The sequence below is a fragment of the Streptomyces sp. NPDC088097 genome, assembly GCF_044741845.1.
Classification (GTDB): domain Bacteria; phylum Actinomycetota; class Actinomycetes; order Streptomycetales; family Streptomycetaceae; genus Streptomyces.
In genome coordinates this window covers 100585-126056 of sequence record NZ_JBIUTJ010000015.1, presented here as the reverse complement: position 1 = coordinate 126056, position 25472 = coordinate 100585, and the positions used below count along the sequence as shown (strand labels likewise).

Annotated in this window: 20 protein-coding genes and 1 pseudogene; 18 read left to right on the top strand and 3 right to left on the bottom strand. The window is 71.3% G+C overall.

Annotated features, from left to right (window positions below; translation table 11 throughout):
* Positions 1–275: 275 nt before the first annotated feature.
* The 9 genes and pseudogenes from ACIOD1_RS29770 to ACIOD1_RS29730 all read left to right on the top strand — a co-directional run bounded on the left by ACIOD1_RS29770 (position 276) and on the right by ACIOD1_RS29730 (position 9635).
* The gene (locus ACIOD1_RS29770; protein ID WP_401905771.1) at positions 276–1811 is read left to right on the top strand and encodes a phenylacetate--CoA ligase family protein; all 1536 of its coding nucleotides are present in this window, start codon (positions 276–278) and stop codon (positions 1809–1811) included.
* A gap of 247 nt (positions 1812–2058) precedes the next feature.
* Positions 2059–2991 (top strand): ABC transporter ATP-binding protein, encoded by a 933-nt coding sequence (locus tag ACIOD1_RS29765; RefSeq protein WP_401905768.1) that lies wholly within the window; start codon positions 2059–2061, stop codon positions 2989–2991.
* Entirely contained in the window at positions 2984–3778 is a 795-nt protein-coding gene (locus ACIOD1_RS29760) for an ABC transporter permease (RefSeq protein WP_401905767.1), read from the top strand. The genes ACIOD1_RS29765 and ACIOD1_RS29760 overlap by 8 nt, the downstream gene beginning before the upstream one ends.
* Positions 3711–4556, top strand: a complete 846-nt coding sequence (locus ACIOD1_RS29755) for an ABC transporter permease (protein WP_401905764.1) — start codon at positions 3711–3713, stop codon at positions 4554–4556. Before ACIOD1_RS29760 ends, ACIOD1_RS29755 begins: the two co-directional genes overlap by 68 nt.
* A gap of 47 nt (positions 4557–4603) precedes the next feature.
* Positions 4604–5164: pseudogene (locus ACIOD1_RS29750) on the top strand (SIS domain-containing protein); the annotation flags it as partial.
* Positions 5165–5191: 27 nt separating this feature from the next.
* The gene (locus ACIOD1_RS29745; protein ID WP_401905824.1) at positions 5192–6583 is read left to right on the top strand and encodes a PfkB family carbohydrate kinase; all 1392 of its coding nucleotides are present in this window, start codon (positions 5192–5194) and stop codon (positions 6581–6583) included.
* A complete protein-coding gene (locus ACIOD1_RS29740; RefSeq protein WP_401905761.1) occupies positions 6580–7341 on the top strand; it encodes a D-glycero-alpha-D-manno-heptose-1,7-bisphosphate 7-phosphatase in 762 nt (253 codons plus the stop codon). Before ACIOD1_RS29745 ends, ACIOD1_RS29740 begins: the two co-directional genes overlap by 4 nt.
* A 622-nt stretch (positions 7342–7963) precedes the next feature.
* On the top strand, positions 7964–9259 hold the full coding sequence (locus ACIOD1_RS29735) for a serine/threonine-protein kinase (protein WP_401905760.1): 1296 nt from the start codon (positions 7964–7966) through the stop codon (positions 9257–9259).
* A 40-nt stretch (positions 9260–9299) separates the two neighbouring features.
* Complete coding sequence (locus tag ACIOD1_RS29730) at positions 9300–9635, top strand: serine hydrolase (RefSeq protein WP_401905822.1); 336 nt, start codon at positions 9300–9302, stop codon at positions 9633–9635.
* Between the two features lie 570 nt (positions 9636–10205).
* Here ACIOD1_RS29730 and ACIOD1_RS29725 read toward each other — a convergent pair.
* Positions 10206–10682 carry a hypothetical protein gene (locus tag ACIOD1_RS29725; RefSeq protein WP_401905758.1) on the bottom strand — a complete coding sequence of 159 codons (477 nt, stop codon included), beginning with the start codon at positions 10680–10682 and terminating at the stop codon, positions 10206–10208.
* A gap of 152 nt (positions 10683–10834) precedes the next feature.
* Here ACIOD1_RS29725 and ACIOD1_RS29720 point away from each other — a divergent pair, with 152 nt between their 5' ends.
* From ACIOD1_RS29720 to ACIOD1_RS29705, 4 genes are all read left to right on the top strand, one after another.
* Positions 10835–12910 (top strand): WD40 repeat domain-containing serine/threonine protein kinase, encoded by a 2076-nt coding sequence (locus tag ACIOD1_RS29720; RefSeq protein ID WP_401905757.1) that lies wholly within the window; start codon positions 10835–10837, stop codon positions 12908–12910.
* Between the two features lie 37 nt (positions 12911–12947).
* Positions 12948–15017 carry a WD40 repeat domain-containing serine/threonine protein kinase gene (locus ACIOD1_RS29715; protein WP_401905755.1) on the top strand — a complete coding sequence of 690 codons (2070 nt, stop codon included), beginning with the start codon at positions 12948–12950 and terminating at the stop codon, positions 15015–15017.
* Positions 15018–15804: 787 nt separating this feature from the next.
* A complete protein-coding gene (locus ACIOD1_RS29710) occupies positions 15805–16779 on the top strand; it encodes a hypothetical protein (RefSeq protein WP_401905753.1) in 975 nt (324 codons plus the stop codon).
* Between the two features lie 589 nt (positions 16780–17368).
* Positions 17369–18577: a hypothetical protein gene (locus ACIOD1_RS29705; RefSeq protein WP_401905751.1), complete on the top strand. Its 1209-nt coding sequence runs from the start codon at positions 17369–17371 to the stop codon at positions 18575–18577.
* A 305-nt stretch (positions 18578–18882) separates the two neighbouring features.
* Here ACIOD1_RS29705 and ACIOD1_RS29700 read toward each other — a convergent pair whose 3' ends face one another.
* The gene (locus ACIOD1_RS29700; RefSeq protein WP_401905749.1) at positions 18883–19017 is read right to left on the bottom strand and encodes a PT domain-containing protein; all 135 of its coding nucleotides are present in this window, start codon (positions 19015–19017) and stop codon (positions 18883–18885) included.
* A 216-nt stretch (positions 19018–19233) separates the two neighbouring features.
* Between ACIOD1_RS29700 and ACIOD1_RS29695 the strand changes: the two genes are divergently transcribed.
* Both ACIOD1_RS29695 and ACIOD1_RS29690 read left to right on the top strand, forming a co-directional pair.
* Positions 19234–20475: an FAD-dependent monooxygenase gene (locus ACIOD1_RS29695; protein ID WP_401905819.1), complete on the top strand. Its 1242-nt coding sequence runs from the start codon at positions 19234–19236 to the stop codon at positions 20473–20475.
* A gap of 437 nt (positions 20476–20912) precedes the next feature.
* A complete protein-coding gene (locus ACIOD1_RS29690; RefSeq protein ID WP_401905748.1) occupies positions 20913–21608 on the top strand; it encodes a TetR/AcrR family transcriptional regulator in 696 nt (231 codons plus the stop codon).
* Between the two features lie 90 nt (positions 21609–21698).
* Here the strand turns inward: ACIOD1_RS29690 and ACIOD1_RS29685 are convergent, their stop codons facing one another.
* A complete protein-coding gene (locus ACIOD1_RS29685; protein WP_401905745.1) occupies positions 21699–21971 on the bottom strand; it encodes a hypothetical protein in 273 nt (90 codons plus the stop codon).
* 660 nt (positions 21972–22631) lie between these two features.
* Between ACIOD1_RS29685 and ACIOD1_RS29680 the strand changes: the two genes are divergently transcribed.
* The 3 genes from ACIOD1_RS29680 to ACIOD1_RS29670 all read left to right on the top strand — a co-directional run bounded on the left by ACIOD1_RS29680 (position 22632) and on the right by ACIOD1_RS29670 (position 25291).
* Entirely contained in the window at positions 22632–23057 is a 426-nt protein-coding gene (locus ACIOD1_RS29680; RefSeq protein WP_365625604.1) for a hypothetical protein, read from the top strand.
* Positions 23058–23219: 162 nt separating this feature from the next.
* Positions 23220–23819 (top strand): carbonic anhydrase, encoded by a 600-nt coding sequence (locus ACIOD1_RS29675; RefSeq protein ID WP_365625607.1) that lies wholly within the window; start codon positions 23220–23222, stop codon positions 23817–23819.
* Positions 23820–23842: 23 nt separating this feature from the next.
* Positions 23843–25291: a SulP family inorganic anion transporter gene (locus ACIOD1_RS29670; RefSeq protein WP_401905742.1), complete on the top strand. Its 1449-nt coding sequence runs from the start codon at positions 23843–23845 to the stop codon at positions 25289–25291.
* The last annotated feature ends 181 nt before the right edge of the window (positions 25292–25472 follow it).

The following is a 25472-nucleotide window of genomic DNA, read 5'->3' as shown; positions in this document are numbered from 1 at the left end:
CCTCTCCTGCAAAAGTATGCCCCACGCTACTTTTGCAGGTGAACTTGACTGTCTCGGCCCTCTCCCACTGATCTTCCAGCGGTCACGGATCAGCCTCGCGAGTCGGGCCGGATGGCCTCTGTGAGGCAGTAGCTGGTGATCGCGTAGACGGTCTTGACAGTGGTCCGGCCGGTATTGCGGTTGGTGCGGTGCCTTTCGGTCCGGCCGGCTGTTCTCGGTCGCAACCCCGATCCGGCCCACCTCCGCAATCGCGGACGCCCCCTCCGGCAGAAGTAGTGGGGGTACGTACTTCTGCCGGAGGAACTTCCTGGTCGGCGGCGCCGCCACAGGGTTGTCTTCTGTCATGCCCTTGCGGGCCTCGCACAGTGCGTTCCGCGGCAGGCGACCAGGGAGGCCACGCGGTGATGCGGCAGCGATTCGAGCCACGCGAAGAACACGATGACGAACAGCAGTGGCAGGGGCAGATGATCTACGAGGCCCTGCTCTTCCCGCGGGTCCACGAGGAACGCGAACGCTACGAGGAGCAGGCCGCTCGCGGCGAATCGGTCGGAGAACTGCAGGGCACGCGACTGCGCGAAATCCTGGACCACGCGATGCGCGCCGTTCCGGCCTACCGCGGGGTCGTGCCGGACGTCACGGGGCCGGCACCTGATCCCTGGGCCCTGCTCGCGAAGTTCCCGTCGGTCACGAAGAGTGGGCTGGCGAGAGGACTGGTCGACCACTGTGACGACGACATCGACCCGGCGCGGTGCAGGGTGCTGGAGACCTCGGGTACGAGCGGGATCCCACTGCGGGTGATCCGTGACGACAACGCGTTCGTCCACGAGTGGGCCACCGCACTCGTCCGTAACGGGCGACACGGCCCGGCCTACAACCGGAAGGTTCTCATGCCGTGTCTCGCGCGGCTGAACCACTGGTTCGAGTACCTGTCTCCCGGAACCGGCTTCACCAGGGTCGCACAGTTCGGATGTGACGGATCGTCGGTGGAACGCCGAGCCTTGTACGCCGAGCGTGCCGAGGCCTTCGCACCGGACGTCCTGTCGGGCTCCCCCCGAAACCTCATCGACTTCATGGCCCTGCTGCGGGAGAACGGCCGACGGCTGCCCACGGTGCGGCGCATCGTTACCTGCGGTGAGCTGCTCATGCCCGCCGTCCGGAACTCGCTGGCCGACTTCTTCGGTGCTGCGGTCCTCGACATGTACGCCATGAAGGAAGTCGGCACCATCGCCGTACAGTGCGAGGAGGGTGCGTACCACATCGATTCGGAACGGCTCTGGGTCGAGATCGTCGACGACAGTGGGACACCGCTGCCGGAGGGGCGCACTGGCGAGATCGTCGTCTCGGACCTCACCAACCGGGCGATGCCGCTGATCCGCTATCGGACTGGTGACTTCGGCTCGCTGGCGACCGCGGCCTGCCCGTGCGGTCTCCCGCACAAGGCGATGGACCTCGTCGAGGGCCGCAACCCGGGTGAGATCCGACGTCCCGACGGATCGGCTCTGCCCGTCCTGTGGGCGGCGCGGGCGGCCCGCCGCTATCCGGTGCGGCGCTATCAGATCGTGCAGGAGACCGACTTCTCGGTCTCCGTCCTCGTCGCGCCGGCACCCTCGTTCGGCCCGGCCGACGGGGCCGCCTTGACGCAGGCCGTCGAAGACCTGCTGGGCACCGGTGTCGATTGCCGCGTACGGATCGTCGGCGACGACGGCTTCCACCGCGGCGGGCGACGCAAGGACGTGGACTTCGTCAGTTTCCTTCCTCAGGTTTCTGCGGCCGCCCCCATGGCCGCAGGGAATCAGACCCCGTCGAACTGAGGCATTCCCTCCCCGACCCGAAAGGGGGTGACACAGATGAACAAGGCAGAGCGCATCGCGCTGATCGAGCAGTTCCTGCGCGCCGACGGCGTCATGTAGGAGCCGCCTCCCGGCATCCGGCTCCCGGGGCCCGGCCGACACAGCGTCGCCGACCCGGGAGCCTCGGTGTCCCCCATGTCGGACCTCTTTCTCTCGCCACTCGCAAAGGATGCGGACATCTATGACACGGTGCGAGGCGAAAGGTGACGTGCTGCGCATCCGTGACCTTCGCCGGACCTTCCCCGGGACCCCTCCCACGGAAGTCCTCCGCGGAGTCAGCTTCACCGTGCAGGCCGGGGAGATCGTCGGGCTCCTCGGTGTGAACGGAGCGGGCAAGACCACGCTCTTGAAGATCCTCTCGACGCTCCTCCTGCCCTCGGGCGGTGAGGCCGAGATCTGCAGCCACGACGTGGCGGAACGGGGAGGCCGCGCGCGGCGGCACATCGGAGTGATTTTCGGCGGCGACCGCGGTCTCTACCCCCGTCTGTCCGCTCTGGACAACATCATGTTCTTCGGCGGACTGTCGGGCCCGCGCCGCCACCTGCGCCCCCGCGCGCTGGAGGCCCTTGACCAGGTGGGACTCGTCCAGCGCGCCGACAGCAGAGTCGAGACCTTCTCGAAAGGCATGCGCCAACGCCTTCACCTGGCAATCGGACTGCTCAACCGGCCCTGCCTCCTCATGCTGGACGAGCCGACCGTGGGACTGGACCTCGAAGAGGCCCAGCGCGTCCGCCAGATGGTCGCCACACTGGCAGGCGCAGGCACCGCAGTCCTCCTGACGAGTCACTACCCCGTCGACATCGACCGGCTGGCGAGCAGGGTTGTCCTGCTGGGGGCCGGCCGCGTGACGCACGACCTCCCCATCGCCCAGTTCAGGCGGCAGGCCGGATTCACCGCCGAAGTACGGCTGTCCGGGTCCGGGATGGCCGCCCAGGACTTCCCCTCCGTCATGCGCGACCCGACCGCGCGGATCCTCCAGGACGAAAACGGCTGGACGATCACCTTCCAAGTCGAGTCGTGGGACGCCGACGTCCTCACCCGCCTGGCTCGACTCGTACGCGAGCATCCCGTCGCGGACATCGACGTCTCCTCTCCCGGCGTCGAGGCCGTGCTGCGCAGGCTGGCTTCCGGTCATGCGTGAGTGGATCCCGCTCGCCAAGGCCGAAGCCTGGGCAATGTGGCGCGCGTCGGTGCTGCAGGCTCGGGAGACGGCACAGGTCAGGACGGCCCTGGTCGTCTCCGTCGTCCAACCCGTCGTCCTGCTGGTGATCGTCTCCCAGGGGTCCGCCCCCGTCGGCAGCCGGCAGACGACGGAGATGGTCTTCGGCTGCGTGATGATCGCCCTGTGGTCGGCCACTCTCTGGGGCGCGGGCACCCTGCTGCGTCGTGAGATGGCCGAAGGGACGTTCGCCGCCCTGCTCGTCCGTCCGGTGTCGCTGCTGTCCGTCCTCATGGGCAAGACGCTCGGCATCGCCGCGCTCGGACTGATCCGCACCGTCGCCGCGACAGCCGTCGCCGTGCCTCTGCTCGGGCTGCGCCCCGAGGTTCCCCGTGCTTCCACGGCCGTGATGGTCATCGTGTCGGCCGTGCTCTCCGCGGCGACGATGGGTCTCCTGCTGAGCTGCGCCATCGTCCTCTCCCGCGCAGGTCTACGGATCATCGAAGCCCTCGGCTACCCGGTGTTCGTCCTCGGCGGCCTCCTCATCCCACCGGAGATGCTCCCCGCCGTGCTGCGCTGGCCGGCCCAGGTGGTCAGCCTGCGCCACCTGTCGGACGTGGTCCACGAATCGGCGCACGGGCGGACCCCCGGCGTCACCCCCTACCTTGCCATCGGCCTACTGACCGCCGTCTACCTGACCTGTGGTGTGGCGGCGCTGTCCGCCGTGCTGCGCCGCGGCCGAGCGAAAGGCACCCTCGAACTTGTCTGAAGGCCTGCGCCCACTCCTGGCCACGGCCTTGCGGATCGGTGCCCTCTCGTGGAAGGAGTACCGCCTCGGCTCGGTCAGCGCCGCGGGGTTGACGAGCATTGTGATGCGTGCCGTGTTCCAGGTTGGCTTCTTCACTCTGCTCGGTCGACTCGTCTCCGGGGAGTCCGGCCAGGGGTACGCCTTCGTGGGTGCCGTCGCGTTCGCTCCGGTGATCGCCGTCGTCAGCCGCGCGACCGCGGTCGTGACCTCCGAGATCCCGCAGGGGACCATGTACCGGCTGCGGCTCGGCAATGTTCCGCTGCTGCTGGTGATGGTGCTGCGGTCCTGGGTGTACCTCGCCGAAGGACTGCTCACCGCCCTGCTGGCCCTGTTCCTCATGGGCCCGGCCGTCCTCGGCTACCACGAGACCCTGGCGATCGCCGCCGCGTTGCCCGTACTCGCCCTCACCACCATCAGCGGTCTCTGCCTCGGGATGTTTTGCTGCGGTCTCGTTCTGACGGGCCTGGACGAGGGACTGACCGTGAACTTCGCCGGATATCTCATCCTCTTGTGCGGTGGGGCGGTCGTCCCCGTGGACGCCGAAGCCCTCCGCCTCGCGAGCCACCTGCTCCCCCTGGGAGCCGGTCTGCCGGCCCTCCGCTCGGGTACCACTGAGGAGTTGTGGGAAGCGGCCATACACGAAGCCGGTGTGGCCGTGCTGTGGCTGCTGGCCGCCGGCCTCCTCCTGCACTTCTACGTACGGCGTGTCCGCGCGGGCAGGACGCCCGAGCGGGTATGAACGCCCGGCCGCCGGACCACCCCCAACTCACCCCTGGATGGCATTCCATGACCGTATCGGGCCAACAGCACCTCCACGCTCTCACCCGGGCTCTCCACCGTCTCGACACCGACCTCCTCGATGCATGGGGCCGCGCCCTCGCAGCCGTGCTGACCGCCGGCGGGCGGCTACTGGTCGCAGGCAACGGCGGTTCGGCGGCCGAGGCACAGCACCTGACCTCTGAGCTCGTCGGACGGTACCGGGCCGACCGGGCACCGCTGTCCGCCATCGCGTTGCACGCCGACTCCTCCTCGGTGACCGCCATCACCAACGACTACGGGCCCGAGGAGGTATTCGCGCGGCAGGTCCGCGCCCACGGAAGGCCCGGAGACGTCCTACTCCTGCTCTCCACCTCCGGCAAGAGCCCCAACGTCCTCGCCGCGGCGGCGGCCGGGCGGGACGTCGGCATGACGGTCTGGGCGCTGACCGGGCCGGGCCCGAACCCGCTCGCCGGCGTGAGCGACCAGGCCGTTCGTGTAGAAGCGGACCAGGTCGCCACCATCCAGGAGGGTCACCTCGTCGCCGTGCACCTGCTGTGCGCGGCCGTCGACTCCGAGCTCACCGGACGCGCCGACCCCTCGGAACCCGACGTGCCGATGGGGACCGAAGCCGACGGCACGCGCAGACTTGTCGTCGTCGGTGACGTCGTCCTGGACCGGGACATCACCGGCACCGCCGACCGGCTGAGTCCCGAGGCACCAGTGCCCGTCCTTGTCGGCGCACAGGACGCCGACCGGCCCGGCGGCGCTGGTCTGGCCGCCCTCCTCGCCGCCGAGGAACCCGGCTGGAAGGTCACCCTCGTGTGCGGTCTCGGCCAGGACGCCGCCGGCCGGCGCGTACGCACCCTCCTCGATGCGGCGGGCGTCGAGGTCATCGACCTCGCGACCGGCGGCGGCACACCGGTCAAGACCCGCGTCCGGACGGCCGACCGCACGCTGATCCGGTTCGACACGGACTCAGGTCCGCTCCCGCTCGGTCCACTGCCCGCCATGGTCCGAGCCCGTCTGACCGAGGCCGCGGCGGTACTCGTTTGCGACTACGGGCGCGGCCTCGCCGAGCACGGCGGGCTCCGCTCGGCCCTCACCTGTGCGGCTACCGGCCGCCCGTTGGTATGGGACCCGCACCCCCGGGGGCCCGCCCCAGTCGCCGGGACGGCCCTGGCCGTCCCCAACGCGGACGAGGCGTTCCTCCTCACCGGCGGCCCCTCCGGCAGAGACCTCGCCGGCGACACCGCGCGGGCCGCCCGGCTCATGGCCGAGTGGCCCGTCAAACAGGTGGCGATAACCCGAGGCCGAGACGGCGCCGTCCTGGTGACCGGCGCTGAGGGCCACCCCATGATCGTCCCCGTCAGCCCCGCCCTCGGTGACTCCTGCGGGGCCGGCGACCGGCTGGCCGTCACCGCGGCCGTCGCTCTCGGCAGCGGACGGCTGCCCTCTCAAGCCGTCGATGCCGCCGTCGCCGCCGCCGGCCGCTATGTCGAAGCGGGCGGCCCCGCCTCCCTGACCGACCCCTCGCCCCAAGGCCGCACGGACCCCCTGATGCTGGCGGCCCGAGTGCGAGCCGCCGGCGGCAAGGTGGTCGGTGCGGGCGGCTGCTTCGACCTGCTGCACGCCGGACACCTCTCAGTCCTGGCCCGGGCCCGCCGCCTCGGCGACGCGCTGATCGTATGCGTCAACAGCGACGAGTCCGTCCGCAGGCTCAAGGGAGCGGACCGACCGGTCGTCGGCGAACACGAACGCGCCATGCTGCTCTCGGCACTGGAATGCGTGGATGGTGTTCTCGTCTTCGACGAGGACACTCCCGAGAGCGTCCTGGCCGAACTCCGGCCCGACGTCTGGGTCAAGGGCGGCGACTACGCGGGCCGACGCCTCGCCGAGGCCGATCTCGTGGAGAGCTGGGGCGGCGAGGTCGTCACCGTTCCCTACCTGGACGGCCATTCGACCACCTCCCGCCTGGTGCAGGTCACCCGGCAGCCAGTGATCCGATGACCTCCGGCAGCCGAGTCCCGGTCACCGTACGGCAGACCGCACTGCCCGGCGCCCCGTGCCCACGTCCCCCCAAACCACCGAACCCCCCAGCATCTCCTGTGCCCGTCCGACGAGCTGACGCGAAGACCCCCGTGCCGGGGCCGGACACGCCCGCGCTGCGACCGGCGGTGTTCCTTGACCGGGACGGCACACTCACAGAGCCCCGGCACTATCCTTCGCACCCCGATGAGCTGTTCCTCCGGCCCGGCATCGGCGTCCCCCTCCGGGCGCTTGCCGACCGAGGTCTCGCACTCGTCGTCGTCACCAACCAGAGCGGTGTGGCCCGGGGGTTGTTCGACCTCGTCACCCTGGAGGCCATGCACCATCGGCTCCGCGCCCTCCTCGACCGACGAGGAGTCCGACTCGACGGCATCTACGCCTGCCCGCACCACCCTGAAGCGCCCCTGTCCCGGTACCGCACGGTGTGCACCTGCCGGAAGCCGGCCCCTGGCATGCTGCACCGCGCCGCTCACGACCTGGGGCTCGACCTCACTCGGTCGTGGATGGTCGGCGACTCGCCATGCGACATCGGTGCCGGCCTACGGGCGGGCACCCGCACGGCCTTCGTCGGCCACGAGCCGTTCGGAGACATGAGGCACCCGACGACGGCGCAGGCTCTCCACAACGTCCTGCGCGCTCACACCCATCGTCCCCAGGATCGTCGGTCGCGAGAATGCTGGCCGGAACCAGCGGTGGCGACGACACCGAGGACCTCATGACGACGACCTCGTCCGCCAGTTCCCGCCGCCCGCTGTCCTGCCCCGTCGACTGAGAGGCGGTCGGGGGCATTCTCGGCGAAATTCCCTTCCTCGTCTGCCTCGGGACCGCTGCCCTGGTTGCGCTGCCCTTCGGCCCGGCGGCGATGTTCTACCCATGGACAAGCCATGGCCACCGCCGTATCGGGCCGCAGCCAGGGTCTTCCTCCCCGTATGCCTTCCACTGGCCCTGATCTGGACCTTTGGAACACGGTGTCGGCCTGGTAGCAGCGCCCCCGTGAGTCGACGGGAAACCGCGGAATGCCGCCTCCGTCATAGTGCCCTCCCGGGCTGCCGACGGCACATCCGAAGCCGGCCCGATCCGAATCCGGCTCCCCCGGGGCCCGCGTGGTAGTTCCCGCATCGGAGACGGCAAAGGGGAGCCCTGTCCACGCTGGAAAGAAGCGGTGAGTGCGGGGTGCACACCGAGTAACCGGCAGTCCCTCCTATCGAGCCGATGTCGTCCAATCCGTTCGAACGCCTGCCTGGTGTCGGGGGGTTGAGGATCATGGGTGAGCGATGGGCTGTCGTATTGAGCAGTTCCAGCCGTCCGAGGGCGTGGGGCTGCCGTAGTGACGGAGGTGTGATGGAAGCGCTGGGCAGTAATGATCCGCGCCAGGTGGGCCAGTTCCGGCTGGTCGGAGTACTGGGGAGCGGGGGAATGGGGCGCGTGTTCCTGGGCCGGGGGCCGGACGGCGCGGCCGTGGCGGTGAAGATCGTGCACCCGAACCTGCTGAACGACGGTCAAGCGGATTTCCGGCGCCGGTTCGTGCGCGAGGTCGACGCCGCACGGGGGGTAGGTTCACCGTTCACGGCCGCGGTGGTGGACGCCGACCCGGATGCGGAGGTCCCGTGGCTGGCGACGGAGTACGTCCCGGGAATTCCCCTCAGCGAGGCGGTGACTCGCTTCGGGCCTCTGCCCGAGGCGTCGCTGCTGAAACTGGCCGGGGACCTGATGTCCGCGCTGGCAGACATCCACGCGGCGGGCTTGGTCCACCGGGACGTCAAACCGTCGAACATCATGATGGGAGTCGACGGGCCCCGGTTGATTGACTTCGGAATCGCACGGTTGACAGGCTCCACAGGGCTGACCCGAACGGGACAGACGGTGGGAACGCTGGGCTTCATGTCGCCGGAGCAGTTCGAGCGCGCCGACGTGGGCCCGGAATCAGACGTGTTCTCCGCCGGCGCCGTCCTGGCCTACGCCGCCACCGGCCGTCCGCCTTTCCCCGGAGACTCCCTGCCCGTCCTGTTCGCCAGCCTCATGACCTACGCCCCCGACCTCGACGGAGCGCCCCCAGCCCTCAGGCTCCTGTTGGACGCATGCCTGGCCACGGATCCCGCCGCCCGGCCCACGGCCGCGGCCGCCCGCACACTTCCACCACCTCCACCAACCCATATCGGGGCGGACACGGGATGGCTGCCACCAGCCGTCACCAACGCGGTCCTGCGGTCCACCGCGGACGCCCTGCGAACGCCCGCCGCCCCGGACATCAGCTCCGACACGACAGCTCCACCTCCGGCCGCGTTGGCCGCCACCGGGGCGAACTCCCCCAGGCCGGCGCTGCGGGAAGCGGAGGTTGCCCGGCCACCGGTCCGTGCCAGACCGGCGAAGGCCACCTTCTCCCTGGGGGATGCGGTAATTGGCCTCGTCCTCGTTGCCCTTGGCGGCGGATTCCTGATCCACATCACGCCAACGTCCAGCTCGACGGACATGGACGCCGCGTGGTGGTTCAAGGCCTTAATGGTGGGCCCTCTCTGGATCGGCATAGGCATGACGAAGTTGTTCGAGACGATGGGGTTCCCCTCGAAAACCGCGGGATGGCCGGCATCCGCCGTGGCTGCGGCCGCCTTCCTGGTGTTCGTGCTGTACGTGACGTAGCACCGAGGCCGGCGCTCGATCGAGCCGTGGTGCAGGTTCGATTCCACACGGAACCCTCCTTGAGCTGGGGACACATCGCCCTGTCCAACGAGTCCCACCGGCGTCGCCGACCTCGCGACTGGGGCGCCGCTCCGGTACGGACATGCAGTTCGAGATCGCGAGCCAGACGAAGACGTTCACGGCCAACCTCGCCCTGCAGCTGGTGGGCAAAGGAATGGTCGCCCTTGAGGACCACGTCTCCACATGGGTGCCGGGAGCCCAACGGGGATCGGATCACGATCCGCCAACTCCAGAACCACACCAGCGGCCTCGCCGACGGCTTCGCCTCGCCCACTGTGCAAGGTGGGCACGGCGAAGTTGCTGCCGGAGGTCTTGATGGCCGGGATCACCGGGTGTTTTAGGGGAGCGTTCCATGACGAGGACCACGCCCTCACGCCCGCTCGATGTCGAGGCGCTCTTCCCTGAACTGGCTGCTTACCGAGGTACGACGACGCGGCTCCACCCGCGGCCGGGTAGCCCGCAGATGTCGGACAGCTCGGTGGGCGGTCCGATGCTGTGGCCGGCCGATGAGCCGTGGCCGGTGTGCGGTGAGGCCCACGGCCGCGGGCGGGGTCGGCGCCCGGCCGACATCCACCACCACCGGCGCATCCTGGCTGCCGCGTGGGCCCGGGAACAGAACCCGGGCCCCACGGACGAGGAACGAGAGCTCCTGGCCGAGCTGCGCATGGAGCACCGGCTCCCCGGGGCGTCGGAGACGGATCCGCTGCCGATGATCGGCCTGGCGCAGCTGTACCGGCGGGATGTCCCGGACCTACCGGCGCGGCCGGACGGCTGCGACCTGCTCCAGGTGGTTCGGCGGCACCGCACCCGTCGGGGTCTACCGCACGGATGGTCTGGCCTGCCAGGCGCTCGTCCGTTCGCACTACTCGGTGCACCCGATGGCCATTCATCTGACCGCTGCTCGCGGTGGGCACCGGTCGCTACGACGGCGGCCACTTCGTCCGCCCGAGGCGACCGGTGTGCGAGTGAGGGCGATGTCCGTCAGGCCCTCGAAGGTGCCCGGGGAGGCCAGCGCCGTGTCCTGCCGCGCAGCCGGGATGAACAGCACCACGTCCCCGGCCTGTTTCAGCCGGTTCACCCCGCCGACCACGGTATGGACGTCATCGACGCGGCTGGCCGGATCCCGCTCGGCAAGCTCGCCCGGCAGCAGGGCCAGCACCGCCACCCCGATAGACCCCGGCACCAGCAGGGCCAGTCCGGCCATCCTGAACAACACGTACCGGTCCAGGGAAAGCGGCAGGACCAGGAGCGCGAACCAGTTCAGCGGCGCGCACAGCAGCACGCGGCGCCCGTACGCCGTCCAGCGTGGGCGTGCCTGCGGCCCGGCTGGTCCGGGGGGCCCGCTGTCCTTGACCAGAGACATGGGCGGCAGGGTCGCAAGCGCTGCCCCGGCGGCCAGGGCGTAGGGCCGCCCCTGCCCGTCCGACGCGAGTGGGCCGAGGGCCGGGTCGATATCCGTCATCGGTGTGTCAGGAGGCCGGGACGCTCAACCCCCGTGCGGCGGATCATGGTTGAATGCCGAGCGTGACAGAGTCCATACGCCCTGGTGGAACCCGGAGTTCCGCGGTCGAGCCGTTGCGCCCCGGCGATCCGAGGACCGTCGGCCCCTACCGCCTTGAGGGACGGCTGGGCGCGGGCGGTATGGGGCAGGTCTTCCTCGGTGCGTCGACGAGCGGTCGCCGGGTCGCGGTGAAGCTGATCCGGCCGGAGCTGGCCGGCACCGCGCGGTTCCGGGAGCGGTTCGCGCGGGAGGCCGCCGCCGCGCGGCAGGTCGGCGGGTTCCACACGGCGCAGGTCGTGGACGCCGATCCGGCGGCGGAACCGCCGTGGCTGGCCACCGCGTTCGTACCGGGTCCGACGCTGCAACAGCTGGTCGACGCCGACGGGCCCCGTGACCCGGCGGCTGTGCTGCGACTCGGTGCCGGGATCGCCGAAGGGCTGGCCGCGATCCACCGGTGCGGGCTCGTGCACCGGGATCTCAAGCCCGGCAACGTGATCGTGGCCGAGGACGGACCGCGCATCATCGACTTCGGCATCGCGCACGAGTCGGGCGCGGAAGCGATGACCAGGACGGGATCGGTCATCGGGACGTACGCCTACATGTCACCGGAGCAGGTACGGGGCGAGGCGCTCTCGCCCGCCGGCGACGTGTTCGCGTTCGGCTCCGTACTCGCGTTCGCGGCGACCGGCCGCAGCCCGTTCGACGCGACGAACGTCCCGGCCATCGTGCATCGGGTCGTCACCGCGCCGCCCCAACTCGACGGACTGACGGCCCCGTTGCGCGAGCTGGTCGAGGCATGCCTCGCCAAGGATCCCGCTCGACGCCCCGGCATGGACGAGGTGCTGGCCCGGCTCTCGGTCACCGGGCCGGGCGTGGCGACCGGTCCGCCCCGTTCGCCCGGCGGTGCCCTCGGGGCCGCGCCCGGTGTGGCGTTCCATGCCCTGCCGACGCAGCCGGCCGCGGCACCACCGGGCCGGCCCGACCTGCCCGGTGCGCCCACCACACCCGGTCCCGCCACGGCCTTGCCACGCCGTACGCTGCTCCTCGGCGGGATAGGCGCCGCGGCGGCCGTCGTCGCCGTACCCGCCTTTGTGTTCCCGGACTCCTGGCTGGGATCGGCGCCGGAACAGGATCGGACCCGGCCCGTGGCCCGGCTCGAAGGGCACCCCCAGTCGCTGCGGTGTCTCGCCTTCAGCCCGGACGGCCGAACCTTGGCCGCCGGTGGGTCCGCCGGTGAGCTGTGGCTGTGGGACACCGTCACCCGCCGCACGATCACCAAGTTCGGCGGAGAGCCTCCGCACGCCTACGGGCTGACCTTCAGCCCGGACGGCCGGACGCTGGTGGGCGATTGCCAGGACGGAACGTTGCGGCGCTGGGATGTGCGGACCCGGACGCCGCTGCCCGCGCTCTCGGGGTTCGAGACGCTCTCGGTTCCGACCCCGTACTCCCTCGCGGTCAGTCCGGACGGCGCGGTCCTCGCCGCCGCCGGAGGAGGCACTCTCCAGCTCTTCGACCTGGCGGGCGGCCGCCGCCTGAAGAAGATCGAAGCGGGCGAGCCGTCCGGCGTGCTGTTCAGCCCGGACGGCAAGGCGGTGGCCACCGCTTCCCAAAAGCGGGTATTGCTCTGGGCCGTCGACGGCGGGGATCAACCCAGGACGTTCACCGACGACTCCGTCGAGTTCCGCTTCAACCGGGTGCTGATCAGCCCGGACGGAAAGACCATCGGCGGTGCGGGGCCCGGCGTCCATCTGTGGGACCGCGAGAGCGGGCGGCCCACCACCACCCTCACCTCGCCGCACCGGCGCCTTGAGGAGGCCGCGTACCGGCCGGGCCATCCGATGATCGCGGGGGGCGGCTTCGGGCTCGGTCCGGAGGATGACGTCAAGGACAAGGTCAGAGCCGCCACGGGCGGCACGATCAGCTTGTGGGATCTGAACACGGGGCGGGTGGCTCTGACCCTCACCGCCGACATCGAGGAGTCGGTCGCCGCTCCTTTGCTCTCCGCCCTGGCGTTCAGCCCGGACGGCAAGACCCTCGCGGCGGCCTTCAGCTCGTGGGACAGCACGATCCAGCTCTGGCAGCTCGCCTGACCGGATGCCTCTCTCTTCATCTCAAGGAACGGTGCTCATGGACGCGTTGTTGCCCCACGATCCGCGGTGGGTCGGCCCCTACCGCCTGGACGGACGGCTGGGCGAGGGCGGCATGGGCCAGGTCTTCCTCGGTACGTCGCCGGGCGGTCGCCGGGTCGCGGTGAAGCTGATCCGGCCGGAGCTGGCCGGCACCGCGCAGTTCCGGGAGCGGTTCACACGGGAGGTGGAGGCCGCACGGCAGGTCGGCGGGTTCCACACGGCGCAGGTCGTGGACGCGGACCCGTCGGCCGCATCCCCGTGGCTGGTCACCGCGTTCATCCCGGGCCCCACCCTCCACCGGGCGGTGGCCGAGCACGGGCCGGTCGATCCGGCGGGGGCGCTGCGGCTCGGGGCGGGGCTCGCCGAAGGGCTCGCGGCCATCCACCGGTGCGGCCTGGTCCACCGGGATCTCAAGCCGGGCAACGTGATCCTGGCCGAGGACGGGCCGCGCGTCATCGACTTCGGGATCGCGCGGGCCGTGGACGCCAGTTCGCTGACCGCGACCGGATCGGTCATCGGGACCTACGCCTACATGTCGCCGGAGCAGATCCGCGCCGACCGGGCCGGGCCCGCCAGCGACGTGTTCGCCCTCGGCTCGGTGATCGCCTTCGCCGCGACGGGCCGTGGCCCGTTCGACGCGCCCTCCCTGCTGGCCGTCGTCCAGCGGATCCTGGACGAACCGCCCGCCCTCGACGGGATCGACGACGAGCTGCGGGCCATCCTCACCGAATGCCTTGCCAAGGACCCGGCCGACCGGCCCGCCGTCGAGGGCCTGCCCGCCCGGTTCGCGGCCGCCGTCGCGCGGGCGGCGCCGGTCCACCCACCGCGCCACGCACCGACCGTGGTGGCGGCCCCATCGGGACAGGCCCCGCAGACCACGCAGCCGCCGCCCACGGAACGCACCCAGGCCGCGAGCCCGGGGCCGGTCGCGGGCGTGGGTCAGGACCCGCGCGCCCTGGCCGCTGCCTTGACGCGTACCCACGCGGCCCCGGCGGCCCCAGCGGGCCCAGCGGCGCCGGACCTCGGCGCCGCCGTACCCGGCCCCGACAGCCCCGTACCCGGGCGGCCGACGCCCCCCGAACCCGGTCCGGCCCGCCGTGGGCCCTCGCGGCGCGCGCTGCTCATCGGCGGCGCCTCGGTCGCCGCAGTCGCCGGGATCGGGGTCCCCGCCTACCTGCTGCTCCGGAAGAGCGACGCGCTCGACGGCCCGAGCAGCGCGTACGAGCTGGCCTTCAGCCCCGACGGGAAGTCGCTGGCCGCCGCCGGAGGGAACGGGGAAATCTGGCGCTGGTCGCTGCCCGGCAAGGAGACCAGCACCACCCGGATCAGCATCGCCCAGTACATCCAGCCGCATGTCTTCAGCCGGGACCTCAAGACGCTCTACCGGGCGGAGGAGCACAAAGTCTTGAAGTGGGACGTCGCCACGGGCCGCACGGTCGGAACGTTCACCGGAGAGACCACGGGCGAGCTCCAGGACGGGTTCGTGCATGAGTTGGGGCTCAGCCCCGACGGGAAGACGCTGGCCGCCGGCAGCGGCCGGGGCCTGTACCTGTGGGACACCGGTTCCGGATCCCGGCTCGCCCTGCGCGAGGACGTCAAGAACGGCCCGGCCGTCTACAGCGCGGACGGGGCGATGCTGGCCGCCGGATCGCCGGTCCAGCTGCTGAACGGCTCGGCCGACGCCGTCCTGGCCACCCTCGACGCCACGGGCGCGACCGGGGCGGTCTTCAGCCCTGACGGTCAGCTCCTGGCCTTCGGCGGCCAGGGCGACGGGGTGCGCCTGTGGAACACGGCCACCCGGGCCGACGTCGCCACCCTGGAAGGCCACGACTCCCCGGTCCAGGCGGTCGCCTTCCACCCGGACGGGAGCACGCTGGCCAGTGGTGACCGGGACGGCAAGGTGGTCGTCTGGTCCACCACCTCCGGCACCGCCACCGCGACCTACGAGCCCGGCGCCTCCGTCGAGGCACTGGCCTTCAGCCCGGACGGGAAGTCGCTGGCCGCGGGGTGCAGCAGCGGCACGAGCGTGGGGAGCAATGACACGGTGTGGCTGTGGGATCTCGGGTGAGGGGGATCCGGAATCTCCGCCTCGACTCCCTGAGAGAAGCACTTGGGGCACGGAGAGAAAATCGCGCTCGGCGACGCTCCCGCCACCTCGGCGCCGGACGGCACGCTCACGCTTCACGCCTACCCACCCAACGGTATGCGGCCGCCCTGAGGGCTCGACGCCCCTCCCGCGGGGTCAACCTGCTGCGGCGTGTCACGTTCCAGGCCGACGAGCCTGCGGACGCGCTGATCCTCGCCCGATACATCGACGTCCCCCGCGCGGAGACCCGGCAAGGCAGCTATTCTCGGGCCCGGCTCCAGCTGCTGAGCTGAAGCGCGCCGATGAGCCCATGCGGCCGCCGGGTGACAGCTGTGTACGCCACGTGCCCGACTCCGCGCTCTGTCGGGTTGGATGGCACTGTGGCGAGACGACCCAAGACGAAGAAGAAGCGGCCTCCCTTCGGCATACCGAGGGAGATCATCCTGCTGACTGGGCAAGATGTCTGGCCCTATACATTCACTGCCGACGACTCGGGTGGCGGTGTGGCAAGGTCCCGATGCACGCCGATGCGGCCCTTGAGGACGTACAGACGGCGATCTTCACGCAACTTGCGGACCACACCCGGCGACTCCACGGAGTTGAGATCGACGTGGAATGGTCCCTCCTGACGCCCGATTCCTGGGTAGGTCACATCCGGCGTGTCACCGCGCAGTACCCTGCTCCGCCTGACGCGGTACCTGATCACGGGCGGGATCGTGCAGGCCGGTCCCACCCGTCGAGTGTCTGAGCTGGGCGCTAGCCTCGGCGGATGACTCCTCCACAGCTTCCGAAGGTCATCACCCGTCACCGCGATGGGCGCATCCATGCCTATGTGATTGACGCCGGTGCTTTCGAGATGCTGGAGCCTGCCGCGGTGTTCCAGCCGCAGGCCGGTGACGAGGTCGTGGCGTCGGTGGTTCGGCCCGATCGGGAGCGAGTCGTCTACACGACGTTGAACCGGGTCGTCTGTCTTACGGGTACGGGTGACCTGCTGTGGGTGTCGGACTTCGAGCCGCACTCCGACGTGCCCCATGGCCACCAGCCTGGCTGTGCGCTGTCCTTGAACGGCCGGACCGTGTGGGTCTACCGGCCGGACGCGATGGCGGAACGTGGGGGCGGAGACCAGTGGGTCGTGTACGACGTCGACAGCGGGGCGGTCCTCGGCCGCCGGGAGCTGGAGACGGTGGGGCACGGCGCCGGCCACCACGTGCACCCCGTGGACGGCAGCATCTACCTCGACATCGGCGAGGGTCAGGACGGCTCCGTCATTCTCCGGGGAACGGCCGGGCCCGATGGCGAGGTGGAGTTCGTGACGTACCCGTGGTCGGACCGCTGCCTGATCGACCTGGCTCCAGGCGGGGAACAGTTCATGACCGTCGACCACGGGCAGGCGGACGCCTCCTTCCACCGCCACCCCAGCGGGGACGTGCTCCTTACTCTCCCCGTCGAGGCCTTCGGGTACGACCCGGAAGAGACCTTCGTGGAATGGAGCGGCGGCTATCTGACCCCCGACACGGCTGTAGTCACCCTCGGCGGTGAGACCGAGGAGGGGGAGGAGTGGTTCCGCCACCACCTGATCGACGTGCGCACGGGCACGATCAGCGGCGAAATGACTGTCGAGGTGGCCCACCCCTACGACCTGGAGCCCCTGGGCGACGGCACCTGGCTCACCGACGGCCCCGTCCGCTGTTCCCGGGCTACCGAAACGGACTCAGTGCAGGACGACACGCGTATGGGTCGGTGAAGTCGCTCCTGCTTGCCCGGGGTGCCCTGGTGGGGAGTGGGGTGATCGCTGCTCCAGGGGAGAGCCGAACCTGCGAGGTGCCGTCGGCGGCGCCATCTGTAGCGGAGGATCTCTTGGCCGACCCCGCCATCGCGGAGATCCCGGATGACGACCTACCCAGGACCGGCTCAACGGACCGGTGCCGCCCTCGACTGCGCCCACCCGGACACGGGGGCGCTCCTCCTGAGGCACGTCCCGCCCGAGGCGCACACCGTCGCCCCGCGCCTCGACGCCCTCGCCCCACACCACGTCGACGCTCTCTCGGGACGGAAGAACCCCCGCCCCGACATCCACGGCCCGATCCAGCCCGCCGAGGCAGAGGTCCTCCTGCGCGTCTGGGTCGAACCAGCACCCCTCCACCGTGACCAAACAGATGGGGCCCCCGCATACGCGGGGATGGCCCCTGATCTGATACGGACTACCAGACGGGCGACTGAGAAGCTCCTGGCAAGCGCCCCGACCTGATCCCCGCCGTCTTCGCCGGATTCCGAGGTGGCAGGCTGAGGGACCGGTAAGAAGGCACGACACACAAGCGAGGGGAGCGGACGCGGTGGTGGTCGAGGAGGCCGTCTGGACTTGGGAGCGCTCGCTGCCGCTCAAGTACGTGCTGGTCAGCGAGGAATGGGATGGCGAGTTGATCGTGTGGGCGCGCTGCGCCGAGGTCGACGGCCTGTTCGTCGAATCGGCCCCTCGCCGGGAACGGGTGACGCTCGTCGGCTGTGCCCCGACCGGTCGACTGCTCAAGGCGGCCGTTCGCGCCCGCCACCTGTGCGGCGAGCCCGTCGACCTCGGAGCACTCGGTCTCATCGTGGACTTCCCCGTGCCAGGGGCCGACCCCGATGGCGACCCGTACGACGCCTACAACGACGACCACTGGGAGCTGCTCTCCCCCGTCCTGGTCGACTGTGGACCCTCCAGCATCGACACTTCCCTGTTCGACCTGGTAATCGAGGGTGAGGTCGACGGCCCCGTATGGCGCCGCGGCGAGCCGGCGGACGCCAAATGGCGGCTGTTCAACGGAGCGGGCGGAGGGCGCCTGGGCGAGTGCCGCCGGGTCGAGGGCCTGTACGGCAAACGGCCCTTCCCCGCATCGCCGCCCATGCGGCTGATCGGCTGCGAGCCCGGTGAGCGGTTGCTGCGTCGACTGGTGAACCCCCGGGGCGATGGCGACCCCGTCACGCTGCTCGCCGTGGACCGGACCGGCCGGGTCATGCGCCACCAGGAGCACATGCCGCTGCAGGTCGTCGCCTCTCGCCCGTCCGCGCTCGGCGGTGCTCTCGTGGACCTGTGGCTGGCCAAGGGCCCCGCCGTCCGGCCCGTGCCGACGGTCCGACCGGTGTGGGACGCCTGGTTCGAGGGGCCGCCGACTGAGCCCGGTGCGTGGTCAGCGTTCGCGTCCGAGGGCCGGGCCGAGTGGGCCACCTTCACCGCAGCCCGTCAGGACGCCGGCCGGGCCCTGCCCGGCCCCGTACGGCACCTCGACGGCCGCCATGTCACCGATGTGCCCGGGCTCATGTGCGCGATCGGCGAGGCGGTCGCGGGCCCCGGCGGCCACTACCCCCAGTGCTGGCTCACGTTGCGCGGCTGCCCGTGCGGCGGGGACTTGCCACCCGCGCCCTTCACGCTGGTCTGGCACGACGCCGAAGTGGCCCAACGCGCGCTCGCCGCAGTATCCGTGGACACGGCGGGCGAGGTTCCGTACGTCGACGACGTCCTTCAGCTACTCGCACGCGTCGGCACCAGCGTCGAACTCCGCTGATCCTCCATCGACGAGCTGACAGAGAGCGCGGACGAGTCCAGGCAGCGAGACCTCCAGCTGGGCCGGTCTTCACTCACCCCAGCCGGCCTCCGCGCCGGCCCGAAGACGCGGTGCGACTGGGGGTTCGTGGGCTGAACCACGGCCCGTAGCGTTCCGCCGAGGTCCCATCGCGCGGCCGGGGCCGTCAGGGGCCGCCCCGCAGTGGGAGAACCGCTCGCAGCGGGGCCGGCCCGCAATCGGGTCCCACTCCATGGCAGGTCGGCGCGGCAGGCGCGGCGCTCGACGGGGGCGCGATGGAGGCGTTCTCAGCGGTCCTTGCCGACTCCCGCCGCGTTGCGCGCGGATCTGGCGAAGTCGCGGATGGCGGCCTGGCTGATCGGCTGATCGGCTGGTTGGCTGGTTGGCTGGTTGGCTGGTTGGCTGGTTGGTCCTGAACGCACCAGTCTGGGTTGATGTGAGTCTCATCGGAGTTGGCGTTCCTCATCGATGTCCGCCGTGACCGATGAGTTTTGTGGCGATCCGCAGTCGATACGGCTGGATACCCCGACAGAGATGGGCCGGTGCTGGGAACCTCCAGCGCGGGAAAGCACATGGAGGCAGTGATGAGCGTGGACGACTCCGACCGGGGACACGCGATCCGGACAGGCGGGCGGGGGATGCCGGTGAGCGCTCCCAGGGTGTTGGTGGCTGGGGCGAGCATCGCGGGACCCGCGCTGGCCCACTGGCTGCGTCGGCGGGGGGCTGAGGTGACCGTGGTGGAGCGGGCTCCCGAGCTGCGTCCCGGCGGGCAGGCGGTGGACGCGCGCGGGGTCGCCCGGGAGGCCATCAGGCGCATGGGGTTGGACGCGGCGGTGCGCGCGGCGTGCACCGACACCGCCGGCGCGCACACCGTGGACGCGGACGGGCAGGTGCTGGAGACCTTCCGTGCCGACGACGACGGTGGCGACGGGTTCATCGCGGACATCGAGATCCTGCGCGGGGACCTGTCCCAGGTGCTCTACGACGACACCCGCGACGGCGTCGAGTACGTCTTCGGCGATCGAATCGCCGAGCTCGCCCAGGACACGGACGGGGTCGACGTGGTCTTCGCGGGCGGCGACCGGCGGCGCTTCGACTTGGTGGTCGGGGCAGACGGGCTGCACTCGGAGTTGCGAGCGATGGTCTTCGGACCGCATGAGCGGTTCCTCCACCACCTCGGGCACGTGCTGGCCTTCTACAGTGTGCCCAACGAGTTCGGGCTGGACCGCTGGCTGATCGAGTACCAGGATCAGGGGTCCGGGCGCTCCGCCCTCCTGCGGCCGATCCAGGACGCCACCCGCGCCATGGCCATGTTCTACCTCGCCTCGGCCGACTTCGACGTCGACCACCGTGACGTAGCGGCCCAGAAGGTCCTGCTGCGGGAGCGGATGGCGGGCATGGGCTGGCTGACCAAGGACGTCCTCGCGCACCTGGACAACACCCCGGACTTCTACCTCGACCAGGTCGCCCAAGTGGCGATGGACCGCTGGTCGAGTGGGCGGGTGGCGTTGCTCGGGGACGCGGCGTTCAGCTCGTCGCCGATGTCCGGGCAGGGCACCGGGCTGGCCCTGGTCGGTGCCTACCTGTTGGCCGGAGAGCTGGCCGCCGCCGGATGGGACCCCGACGCCGGGTTCGCCCGCTACGAGGCGCGGATGCGCTCGTTCGTCGAGGCCAACCAGGAGATCGGCCGGTTGAACGCCCGCAGCCGCGACATCCCTGGGCCCGACGCCGAGCCGGGCCCCGATTTCGCCGGCGAATGGTTCACGGAGCTGGTCGGGCGCGCGATCAACGGCGTCGAGTTGCCCGACTACTCGGGGGTGCCGGACTCCGCAGCCCCGGCCGGATCGCCGATCACCTCGTCGGCCACGCCTTGGGTGTGACATAGCGTGTCGAGACGGCGAGGTCGCGAAGCTCGTGGCGGGGGCCGGTTCACGCGGTCGTCGCGGAACGGGCTCGGTGGCGGCCTCGACATCGAGCCGAGCCGCGTCGGGCGGGGTCGCGTCGAGCCGAGCCGCGTCGGGCGGGGTCGCGTCGGGCGGGGTCGCGTCGGGCGGGGTCGCGTCGGGCGGGGTCGCGTCGGGCGGGGTCGCCTGCGACCCCGCCCGATCACGCCGGTAGGCCCCGACGGAAGCCGTCCCCCGTGATTTCCCCCGTTCAAACCCCCGACGGGGCGTGCACACTGTATTCAGATGCGCACACCGTGCGCAACCTGGGTCGCGAGGCGGATCCGGCGCTGCGCCCCGCCCCTGCGGGCGCGGCGCGAGGGGCCTGTACGCTTCCTGCGTACACCGTGCGCACGCAGGAGGAATAACCACACGTGACAGCGAAGGCAGACCGCATCCCGTCCGTGTGGGCGCGACCCGCGCCGGCTCCCCGGACCCCCGCGCTCAACCGGGCGGCCATCGTCCGCGAGGCGATCGCCATGCTCGACGAGAACGGCATCGAAGCGCTCAGCATGCGCAAGTTGGGCGCCCGGCTCGGTGCCGGAGCCACGTCCATGTACCGGCACGTCGACACCAAGGACGAGCTGCTGGAGCTGGCGGTGGACGAAGTCCTCGGAGAGATCGTCCTACCTGAGGCCGACGACGGGAATTGGCGGGAGGCGGTCACCGCGTGCGCGGGCTCGTTCCGGGCGACGGCCCTGCGCCACCCCTGGGTGTGCGCGGAGTTGGGCCAAGCGGGCCTGGCCTCCCTCGGGCCCAACCTGGCGGCGGTGATGGAGCGCCTGACGGCCTTGTTCGTTCACACCGGATTCACCGAACCGCACACCGCGGTGGACGCCCTTTTCTCCTACTCCATCGGGATGAGCACCATGGAGTCGGCGTGGCTGACCACGGTGGCGCGCTCGGGGCAGAGCGAGGCGCGGTTCCTCGCCCGATTCCTGCCCCCGACGGCCCCCGAAGACGCACAGGACCCCGACAGCGACGCCCACGCCGTCGCGATCCGCGACGGCAAGTTCATCGACGGCCTCGCTGTCGTCCTCGACGGCCTGGGAACCCGACTGCCGTCCTGACCACCGCCGGTCCGCGATACGCCACGCCCTGGCGGAGGCAACCCGGCGTGGCGGGGATGCCGACCCGATCAACGAGCGGGGAGTGCGCCATCACACCTGCGGGGGGTGACCGCCGTCGCCCTCGACGACCAGGCGGTCGGCGGCGGCCTCACCCGCGGGCTCATCCGCGGGCTCGGCCATGGTCACGTCGATCCGCCCGTCACCCGTGGTGTCGAACTGGTACAGGTCGGCCTTCCCGTCGCCCGTGGTGTCGATCATCCATACGTCGGGCTTCCCGTCACCGTTGGTGTCGGCGGAGAGCACGACGTGGTGCTCCTCCCTCTGCGTTTCGATCACGTCTTCGGTGTGCGCGCTGATGTCCATGGCAGCCGCGTGCCCGCGACGGGTGCCCCGAAACGGCAAGCGGCCGGTCCCTTACCGGCGGGCCGCCGTGCCTCCGGCGTCGGATGATGTCGGCGGCCTCGATGTCGCCGAGGGCGGTCGGCTGTCCCGTGCCGCCCCCGGTGGGGCGGATGTACGCGCGTCGGATGCTCCCGGCCACTCCAACGCGTTTTGGTCTCGGTATCCCTCTCGAAGCGCCGGCGCCACCCCGGACCTCCGGGTGCGGGAGCCTCGGCGAGGCGTACGCGACGGACCTCGCGCCGGGGGGGCGACGCCCTCGGGGCACGTGCCGCGTCGTCGCCGCACGGAGCGGTTTTGGACGGCGCCTCAAAGGATTTGGCGACATTTCGCGTTATCCGCAGCCCGCGTCCGTGATCTCCTGGGAGCCGACGGCGCGATGCCACCGGCGCCACCACGGTGGCGCGGAGCACGTCGAGGAGCGACGAGCATCCGTCGTGAACCTTGGTCCGGGACCCCACCGCGATGACGACCCCACACGTTCGCCCTCCCCTCGTCCTCACCTCCACGCGCCCCTCCCCGAGCCCGCCTCGGCACACCGCCCCGCCCGGTGACCACGCCCACCTTCCGCGACCGGCGCACGACGGACCCTCAGACGACCGACCACGGAACGGAGGCCCCTCCATGCCCCTGGACACAGTCACCGCCGGCGAACAGCGGCGGCCGGCGCGGTTCCGGTCGGCCGTGGTCGTCCTCGTTCTGATGTGCCTGCTCGGCTGCGCGGGCGGGGTCGAAGGGGCCGCTACCGCGACGCCCCGGGGCGCAGTCTCCTCCCCCGCGTACGCGGCGGTCCCCTCGACCCCGCCCGCCGGTACGTGCCCCTCGCGTCCGGGCGCGGGCGCCCAGGACGAACACGGCCCCGCGGTCGCGCGGACGGCCGGTGCGGCCTTGCGCGTGCCCGCCCGGGCGGGCCGTTCCTGTCCGCCCGGGCACGAGGACGACGTACGGGCCACACCCGTTGCGGCCCTGCCCCATCCTGCCGCGACGGCGTCACCCGCCGCGGCCAGACCCGGCCGACTTCCCCTCCTGCACGGCGTCTTCCGCTGCTGAGCGAGGTGGAACCGGTCTGCGGCCCGCTCGGCGGGCGGGCGTCGGCGCGGGTGGCCTGGACGGCACCCCGCGGGCGCGCGCGACCAGTCCCGTACCCCTCGGACCCCACTCGCCCTCATGTCACCCGCGCGGTGACACCACTCTTCAGCAGGAGACCTCCCCATGGAGACCTTCATCCGCCACGCACGGGGTCTGACGGCCCGCATCGCCCACCGGCGTGAGGAGCGCGAGAGCTACCGGCGCCTGGCCGACGGCCAGTCCCCGCTCGCCCTGTTCATCACGTGCTCCGATTCCCGCGTCGTCCCTTCCCTGATCACCGGCGCCCGCCCTGGCGAGTTGTTCGAACTGCGAACCGCGGGCAACGCGGTGCCCGCCTACACCGAGGGCGCCACCAGTGCCGAGGCGGCGACCATCGAGTACGCGATGTCGGTCCTGCGGGTCGCCGACATCGTGGTCTGCGGCCACTCGCACTGCGGCGCGGTCGGCGCCAAGGCCAGGCGGGAGGAGCTGACCGGGGTACCGGCGATGCGCGACTGGCTCGACCAGCAGTTGTCGGACGAGCTGCCGGCGCACGACGAGCCGTCGGTCAGCGCCGCCGTCCAACATCACGTGCGCGAACAGCTGTCCAGGTTGCGGGAGTACCCGTGCGTGCGCGATCGGGTGGCGCGGGGCGAAGTGGGCCTGCACGGCTGGTTCTACGAGGTGCACACCGGTCTGGTCGCCTCCTACCAGCCCACCTCCGGTCTCTTCCTTCCGCTCTGACGATCCAGAAGGAAGACACCCTCATGAAGCGACTCACGTCCTACCGCGCCGACCTCTCCGCCTCCTTCGTGGTGTTCCTGGTGGCCGTCCCGTTGTGCGTCGGCGTCGCCGTCGCCTCTGGTGTGCCGGCCGAACTCGGCCTGATCACGGGCATCGTCGGCGGCCTCCTCACCGGGCTGATGCCCGGCAGCAGCCTCCAGGTCAGCGGTCCCGCCGCCGGGCTGACCGTGCTCGTCCTGGAGGCGGTCACCCGCTACGGGGTCGAAGCCCTCGGCATCCTGGTCCTGGCGTCGGGGCTGCTCCAACTGGTCATGGGAGCGCTCCGGCTCGGCCGCTGGTTCCGCGCGATCTCCGTCGCGGTCGTACAGGGGATGCTCGCGGGCATCGGCCTGGTGATCGTCGTCGGACAGGTCTACGCCCTCGCCGACGCGAAGGCGCCCGGCAACGGGCCCGCGAACATCGGCGGGTTGCCCGCCCTCGTCGTCCGCACGGCCGGCTCCGCGAGCGCGCTCTGCGCCGTGGCCGTCGGCGTGGGAACCATCCTGGTGCTGGTGTTCTGGCCCCGGTGGCGTCGGGGGGCGCGGGCCCTGCCCGCCCCGCTGGCCGGCGTCCTCCTGGCCACGGCGGCCGTGTGGGCGCTCGACCTGCCCGTGGCCCGGATCCGGGTGAGCGGTCTGCTCGACGCCGTCCGGTTGCCGGGGCTCGAAGAGGCGGGTCTGCTCACCCACCCCGGGATCTTCGGCACGGTCGTCGCCTTCACCCTGATCGCCTCCGCGGAGTCCCTATTCAGCGCCGCGGCGGTCGACCGGTTGCACGACGGACCGCGCACGGACTACGACAAGGAACTCATCGCCCAAGGCGCCGGGAACACCGTGTGCGGCCTGCTCGGCGCACTGCCGATGACCGCCGTCATCGTCCGCAGCGCCGCCAACGTCCGGGCCGGGGCCCGGACCAAGGCCTCGCGCGTACTGCACGGGGCGTGGCTGCTCGTCTTCGCCGCCGCCTTCCCGACGGTGCTCGCACTGGTGCCCGTGGCCGCGCTCGCCGGTGTCCTCGTGTACGCCGGCTGCACGTTGATGCCCGTACGGGAGATCGCTCCCCTGTGGCGCGAACACCGGGGCGAGGCGGTGGTACTGCTCGTCACCGGCGGGGCGATCGTGGTGGTCGGCATGTTCGAGGGCGTGCTCGTCGGGCTGCTCATGGCGGTGGCGAAGGCGGCCTGGGAGACCAGCCACGTACACCTGGAGGTGGACGACGCCGGCGGGTCACGGCCGATCCGTGTGAGGGTCGTCGGCAACGCCACCTTCCTGCGGTTGCCCAGGATGCTCGACCAGCTCGACGCGCTCCCGCCGGGACGCGCGGTCGACCTCGACCTGACGGGGTTGCGCTACCTCGACCACGCCTGCCAGACCGCGCTGGCGAGTTGGGCCGAGCAACGCCGGCGAGGCCTGTCCGACCTGCTGCCCGCGTGAGCCGCTGAGCCGCTGAGCCGAACGTCACGGTGGCCCGCTCCGCCCCACCAACGCGGAGCGGGCCACGACCTCCCGGCGCCCGCGCCGAGGCAGCGCGCCCGCAGGTCCCGCGTCTTTCGGGCGCGGGATGGCAACCGGCCGGCACCCTGGCCCGTCCGCGCCCCGTAGGAACCGGCCCGTG

Excerpts from the sequence above, each read along its gene's own strand:
- ACIOD1_RS29670 (WP_401905742.1), top strand. The coding sequence starts at position 23,843 with ATGAAGCGACTCACGTCCTACCGCGCCGACCTCTCCGCCTCCTTCGTG.
- ACIOD1_RS29725 (WP_401905758.1), bottom strand. The coding sequence starts at position 10,682 with ATGTCTCTGGTCAAGGACAGCGGGCCCCCCGGACCAGCCGGGCCGCAG.
- ACIOD1_RS29735 (WP_401905760.1), top strand. The coding sequence starts at position 7,964 with ATGGAAGCGCTGGGCAGTAATGATCCGCGCCAGGTGGGCCAGTTCCGG.
- ACIOD1_RS29740 (WP_401905761.1), top strand. The coding sequence starts at position 6,580 with ATGACCTCCGGCAGCCGAGTCCCGGTCACCGTACGGCAGACCGCACTG.
- ACIOD1_RS29695 (WP_401905819.1), top strand. The coding sequence starts at position 19,234 with ATGCCGGTGAGCGCTCCCAGGGTGTTGGTGGCTGGGGCGAGCATCGCG.
- ACIOD1_RS29710 (WP_401905753.1), top strand. The coding sequence starts at position 15,805 with ATGACTCCTCCACAGCTTCCGAAGGTCATCACCCGTCACCGCGATGGG.
- ACIOD1_RS29745 (WP_401905824.1), top strand. The coding sequence starts at position 5,192 with ATGGGGACCGAAGCCGACGGCACGCGCAGACTTGTCGTCGTCGGTGAC.
- ACIOD1_RS29760 (WP_401905767.1), top strand. The coding sequence starts at position 2,984 with ATGCGTGAGTGGATCCCGCTCGCCAAGGCCGAAGCCTGGGCAATGTGG.
- ACIOD1_RS29675 (WP_365625607.1), top strand. The coding sequence starts at position 23,220 with ATGGAGACCTTCATCCGCCACGCACGGGGTCTGACGGCCCGCATCGCC.
- ACIOD1_RS29715 (WP_401905755.1), top strand. The coding sequence starts at position 12,948 with ATGGACGCGTTGTTGCCCCACGATCCGCGGTGGGTCGGCCCCTACCGC.
- ACIOD1_RS29680 (WP_365625604.1), top strand. The coding sequence starts at position 22,632 with ATGCCCCTGGACACAGTCACCGCCGGCGAACAGCGGCGGCCGGCGCGG.
- ACIOD1_RS29720 (WP_401905757.1), top strand. The coding sequence starts at position 10,835 with ATGCCGAGCGTGACAGAGTCCATACGCCCTGGTGGAACCCGGAGTTCC.
- ACIOD1_RS29685 (WP_401905745.1), bottom strand. The coding sequence starts at position 21,971 with ATGGACATCAGCGCGCACACCGAAGACGTGATCGAAACGCAGAGGGAG.